The sequence below is a fragment of the Anaerohalosphaeraceae bacterium genome (assembly GCA_035378985.1).
Taxonomy (GTDB): Bacteria; Planctomycetota; Phycisphaerae; order Sedimentisphaerales; family Anaerohalosphaeraceae; genus JAHDQI01.
Map to the genome: position 1 here is coordinate 1 of DAOSUR010000035.1, position 5,496 is coordinate 5,496.

At 61.0% G+C, this 5,496-nt stretch carries 7 protein-coding genes; all 7 read left to right on the top strand.

Annotated elements, in window-relative coordinates; all coding sequences use genetic code 11:
• Window positions 1-331, top strand: a 331-nt coding sequence (locus PKY88_13155; GenBank protein ID HOQ06148.1) for a hypothetical protein, incomplete at its 5' end; no start/stop codon positions are given.
• Window positions 332-348: 17 nt separating this feature from the next.
• Window positions 349-1,794, top strand: a complete 1,446-nt coding sequence (locus PKY88_13160; GenBank protein ID HOQ06149.1) for a hypothetical protein — start codon at window positions 349-351, stop codon at window positions 1,792-1,794.
• Window positions 1,794-2,186 (top strand): hypothetical protein, encoded by a 393-nt coding sequence (locus PKY88_13165; protein HOQ06150.1) that lies wholly within the window; start codon window positions 1,794-1,796, stop codon window positions 2,184-2,186. The genes PKY88_13160 and PKY88_13165 overlap by 1 nt, the downstream gene beginning before the upstream one ends.
• Window positions 2,183-4,312: a hypothetical protein gene (locus PKY88_13170; protein HOQ06151.1), complete on the top strand. Its 2,130-nt coding sequence runs from the start codon at window positions 2,183-2,185 to the stop codon at window positions 4,310-4,312. Before PKY88_13165 ends, PKY88_13170 begins: the two co-directional genes overlap by 4 nt.
• Window positions 4,313-4,336: 24 nt before the next feature.
• Entirely contained in the window at window positions 4,337-4,804 is a 468-nt protein-coding gene (locus PKY88_13175; protein ID HOQ06152.1) for a hypothetical protein, read from the top strand.
• A gap of 16 nt (window positions 4,805-4,820) precedes the next feature.
• A complete protein-coding gene (locus PKY88_13180) occupies window positions 4,821-5,219 on the top strand; it encodes a hypothetical protein (protein HOQ06153.1) in 399 nt (132 codons plus the stop codon).
• Between the two features lie 3 nt (window positions 5,220-5,222).
• Window positions 5,223-5,496, top strand: a 274-nt coding sequence (locus PKY88_13185) for a hypothetical protein (protein HOQ06154.1), incomplete at its 3' end; no start/stop codon positions are given.

The following is a 5,496-nucleotide window of genomic DNA, read 5'->3' on the forward strand; positions in this document are numbered from 1 at the left end:
GATGATCCTGCTGAGCCGCGCGGCCGGGCCGATGACGGCCATCCAGATCGCCGAGTGGCTGGGGCTGGGCGGAAGCCATGAGACCAAACGCCGGCAGGTGCGGGCGATTATTAAGCAGCTGCGCGAAGAAGGCGAATGGATTGTGAGCACCAACTGGGACGGCTACTGGCTGACGGAGGATGCGGCGGTGTGGCGGAAATTTCTGGAGCAGAAAAAAATCGAAGCCAAGCAGCTGATCGGGGAGGTGCAGCGGAGGCAGAAGATGATTACAGACCGATTCGGGCAGGGGTATCTGTTTTCGCCCGGCGGACGTAGCACGGGAATTGGATAAAAATAAAAGAGGCACGGATGCCGGAAAAAGACATCACCATCCATCTGCGGGCCAAGGGGGCCGAAGAAACCCGCCGGCTCATCGAAGAGGTGGCGGCGGCGCAGGAGAAGGTCGGCAATGCCGCCGTCGATGCCGGGCGGAAGGCCGTCTCGGCGGCTGACGACTTTGACCAGATGCAGCAGAGCAGCCGCAGGACCGATGAGACAGCCGGCAGCCTCATCGGCAAGATCGGCCGGTGGGCGTCAAGCCTGGCCCTGCTGACGGTGGCGATCCGCGAGGCCTCGGCGGCCCTGCGCGAGCAGGTGGACCTGATGCGGGAGTCGGTGCAGCTGCAGGAGCGGCAGCACAACGCTTTTTTGCAGCTGCAGCTGGCGGACCGATTCCTTCAGCAGAATCCCGAGGCCCGCAAGACCGTCGCGCAGCTGTCCGTGGAGGCGCGGCGGCCGTTTGAGGAGGTGGCCAGCGCCTGGTATCTGCTGCAGCAGCGGGGAGCGGACTTGACGGCGGAGCAGCAGATGAAAATCTTTAAGGAGGCGATTGAGAGCGGCTATAAGGAACCGCAGCGGCCGCTCGAATCGATCGTGCAGTCCTATCTGACGATGATGCGGCAGACGGGGATTCAGGACCCGCGCCGCATCCAGAACCTTCTGACGGACCTGCTGGCGCCGCAGGAGTTGCACCGCGTGCTGCCGATAGGATTGGGGGCTGGGCTGACCACGGAGCAGACGCTGGGGATGCTCAATTTTCTGACGCAGCAGATGGGCGACCCGACACTGGCGGCCAGCGGACTGGTGGCGGTACTGCGGGGCTTGACCAGCAAGGAGGCCCGCGCACAGCTGGAGGAGCGGGGCATTGCGACAAGCGGAGGAATCTTAAATATTCTCCAGCAGATGTCTCAGCAGCCAATCTCAATGGAGACGATGGAGGGGCTGGTCGGCGGGACGATGGGGACCAACGCCCTGCTGAATCTGCTGAAAAAACCCAAGCCGCTGGCGGAGGCCATCCAAAAAATGGAGGCCGCCGGGGCCACTCAAAAGGACATTCTTAGCGAGCGGGTTGCGGCGGCCTTTTCGGCGGATCCGATCACCAAGCTGATGGATGAGTACCTGGCGACGAAGCGGCGAATTGAGGCCGTCAAGGCGCAGGATGTGACGGCGGCGCAATATGCCGTAGAAATCGAATCGATGGCGGCGGAGGATTATGAATCCAAAATTCCTGCTTATCTGATTCAGTTGCAGCGGAGAATCGGAGAAAAAGTCGCGGCGATGGGGGTTTCGCCGAAGACGTTTTTTGAGCGGCTGCAGGAAGGATTGATGAAGGCGGGGACGGTGCCGGGTTATTCCTTTGCACCGGTGGAGATCCATGAGCATCGGGATGTGCATTATCATCTGCCGGACCCGGGCAACAGCCCGCGCGTCGGGGAGTTTAACAAAGACGGACGCTATCAGCTGGAGACGAAGTGATGGCTTATGACCTCCAGACACTGCTGGGCAGCGAACTGACCGTCGGACTGAATAACCGGCGGATGCAGCGGCAGTATCTCGGATTTGCCGGGGCACACGGGCTGGCGACGATCGCTCTGGGGACACGCGGATTTGAGCTTCCGATCAGCGGAGTCATCCGGGCAACGGGGACCACCTATAAGCAGGCACGAAACAACGCCGTTATGATTGCCCAGAATCTGGAGGCCCTGCAGGCGGCGGAGCCGGCGGATTATTTCTATAAAGGCACGACTTACCTGAATTGCATCTTTGAAAACTTTCGGCTGGTGCCGTCGGCGAACGGACGAATCTTTGTTCCGGTTCCGGGCGGATGTCTGGCGCGATATGAGATCACGCTGCGGGGGCTTGTATGACGGAATTGAGCCGACACGCCAATCGGGTGCTGGTGCAGTTTGCCAATGTGGTGAGCGGGCGAATCCGCTCCGGCTGGGCGACGCTGCCGGACGGACGCGCTGAGAAGATCACCCTCAACCACGGCAATCGGCCCAATGAGGCCGTCATCCGGTTTGCGTCGCTGCGGTGGGACCAATCCTACGAGAATCTGTCGGCCGGCGATCTGATTCGGCTGATTACGGATGACGGATTGGGCGAAGAGTCGGTGCTGTTTGAGGGCGTCTTCGTCAGCCGCGTCAACGGGTTTACCGGCGGAACGGAGCGGGAGTCGGCGGCGGAGCACAATGTGATTGTCTGCATGGACTACCGCTGGCTGTACAATACCTGCAATCCGATTTATGGAGTGTGGGCACGCGGACCGGACTGCTACGACAACTGGGGGCAGCCCAATCAGCAGGCGATTGCTTATCGGGCGCAGTGGTTCAGCGGCCGGGCGTGCATCTTTAACGAGGACGGTCGGCCGAATCGAGACCCGGACGGTTTCCTGATCCAAAACGACCAGCGGTGGCCCGGGGCAGCCTGCACGATTCCGATCTTCGGCGGAGGAACCAATGCCGAATGGTGGACGGTGCGGCAGATGATTGTGTATCTATTGGCGCCGATGCACAACCGCATCTGGTCGATTTGTCCGATTGTCAATCCGGCGGCGCTGCCGGGGCTGGAGCATGCGGACTTTGATCTGGTTATCAATTCCGTGGATGTGGACCGCAAGCGGCCGATTGACGCCGTGGCGCAGATCTGCGGGCGGATTGGATGGACGCTGCGGGAGGAGTATACGGCTGCCGGTCCGCAATGGGTCTTTTACAAGCCGGGCTATGCCGTCGGCAGCGAACGGACGGCGCAGAATCGGACGATCCTGCATACGCTGTATGTGCCGGCGCCGGGAGAATCGATTGCGGCGGCGGCTGCACGCGGGGAAAAGATGCTGTGGGCGGCGGAGTTTGATGAGAGTCTGGATGCGACAATCAATATGCCGATCGGGCTGGGGGCGCCAAAGGTCTATGAGATTACCGTGCCGCTGGTGCCGGGCTGGAAGGACAGCCAGCTGGAGCCGGATACGAGCGAGAATTGCAAATACCTTTATCTGACCGAAGCGCAGCTGCAGCGGGAGACGAATCCGGATCAGTATTCCTTCTTTGCCAAGTATCATCCGCTGGGCGGAAACTTTCGGCCGGATGTCGGGCGAAAGTGGGTGCTCAATGAGACCGGGGCGTATTCAGGCGGCGGCTACAATCGCGGCGGGCCGTTTGACTGGACGACCGTATTGCCAGCGGAGGAGATTACGGACCCGCAGACGGGCTGGCGGATGTACGGACCGTTTGCACGGCGGTTTCTGCCGTGTCTGACGCACCTGGAAGGGACGCTCGAGAGCGTCGGCGTCATTGTCGAGCTGTCGCTGGACAGCGGTCAGAGCTGGCAGCGGTTTGACGGGCCGGTGCGGCTGATGCGGACGGAATGCGGCATTGCGATTGAGCAGCCGAATCTGTCGGAGATCCTCGACAAGCAGCAGCGGAAAATCTCCGGCGGCCCCTTGAACAACCTGGAGCTGAATTACTGGACGAGTCTGTGCGACGACATATTGCAGCAGCGAGCCTGGCCGCAGTGGCGCACGCGGGTGCGGATTACGGCCAGCGTGCAGATGGATGAGCGGCTGCTGTACGCCGGGCAGCCGGCGGCGGCCTCGGCCAGCCCGTATCCGCAGGCGGCGGCGGTGGCGCTGGACGATTACACCTATTCGCTGCGGACGGACTCGAGCATCTTTTCCGGCAGCGGATTGTCCGCCTGGAATACCAACGAGGGGGTCAAGCTGGCCGAGCAGATTGAAAAGATCCGCGCGGCCAACGAGGATAAATCAATCAGCGGGCGTTTTACGCTGGCGCGGATGTGGTGCGGGGACGGCGGCGGGATGCCGACGTTTCAGCCGGGGGATGGGCTGGAGAAGTTTGCCGGCAGAGACTATCTGCTGACGTCGCTGAGCCGTAATGGAGCAATGATGTATCCGGAAATTGTGCAGATTGTTTACGATGTGCAGAACCAGAAAGAGCACTTGATAACACGGAATCTGCGTTTTGCGGAGATCCGGTAAAACGGTTTTAAAAGGGAAATTATTATGGCTTTAAACGGGATGCTGAAACTGACGGCGGCGGCCTCAGACAGCAAGGATCTGCCGATGCTCAAGGCCCAGGCGTCGCTGAACTGGAGCTATATCCAGATGCTCTTGAGTGCGGATGCGATGACGCCGCTGACCGGGACGCTGGAGGCCCAGAACAGCCTCCAGCTTGTGCTGGATGACGGGTCGCTGCTGGACCAGTTCGGCGAGCCGGCGGCCTATGAGACGCTGGCGGCGGTGATTGTCCGCAACAGCGGGACAGAAACGGCGGCGGCGATTCAGCTGAAAGGAACACTTGCGGCGCTGGGAGGCAGCCAGAACGGCATTCTGATTCCGCCGGGCGGCGCGGCCTTTCTGGCGTTCGGCGCGGGGGCGGCGGTCGGAACAAATGAGACGATTGTGATCGAAAACGCGGACACGGAGAAGGATGCCGCGTGTGAAGTGATTCTGTTTGGAAAACGCAATTAACAGAAAGGGATAAAGGATGGACTACAAACGAGTGCGGCCGGTTTTCTGCGGAAGCAAGGGGGAGGACCTGGGCGGGTATGCCTCCTTGTACTGGCAGATCTTCAGCTATGACGGGACGAAGGTCTTTGATTTGACGGCCAACGGCGGCGAAGGCGGCGAGGTGCCGGTGGAGTCAGCGTCATATACCAACACCGTGATACCGGTGCCGTACAACAGCGACCTGAGGGTTGCCTTTCTGCAGGTGCCGACGACGCTGCGGGACGGGGTCTATACCTGGCGTCTGAAAGGCGCGGCAAATGCGACACCGAGTCCGCCGGATGATCTGCTGGGCGGCGGGAATCTGCCGTGGGGAAAGACGGGCGGGGAAGGCGGTTTGACGCAGGGCATCGGTCCGCTGCCGATGCCGCTGGAGTAAGCAATGGTATCGCAGATCCAAATGCTGCAGGAACTGCTGCGGCCGATGGAATGGGCCCAGACGACCCGGGCCGTGCGGCGGGAGTCGGCGCCGAGCAGCTTTCAGTGGGCACGGATCAAAGCCGTGCCGGCGTATGACAGTTCGGCGGACGGATATACGGTTCGCAAGCTGATCCTTGTCGGGCAGGACTGGCAGGAGGATACGGAGGATTTGTCCGTCACGCGGGCCATCGGCTATGAAGGATATGAGGACGACGAAGCCAAAGATATTCGCAACT

What these genes read in the sequence shown, in the direction of transcription:
- PKY88_13160 (HOQ06149.1), top strand. Translation starts at nt 349, where the DNA reads ATGCCGGAAAAAGACATCACCATCCATCTGCGGGCCAAGGGGGCCGAA.
- PKY88_13165 (HOQ06150.1), top strand. Translation starts at nt 1,794, where the DNA reads ATGGCTTATGACCTCCAGACACTGCTGGGCAGCGAACTGACCGTCGGA.
- PKY88_13170 (HOQ06151.1), top strand. Translation starts at nt 2,183, where the DNA reads ATGACGGAATTGAGCCGACACGCCAATCGGGTGCTGGTGCAGTTTGCC.
- PKY88_13175 (HOQ06152.1), top strand. Translation starts at nt 4,337, where the DNA reads ATGGCTTTAAACGGGATGCTGAAACTGACGGCGGCGGCCTCAGACAGC.
- PKY88_13180 (HOQ06153.1), top strand. Translation starts at nt 4,821, where the DNA reads ATGGACTACAAACGAGTGCGGCCGGTTTTCTGCGGAAGCAAGGGGGAG.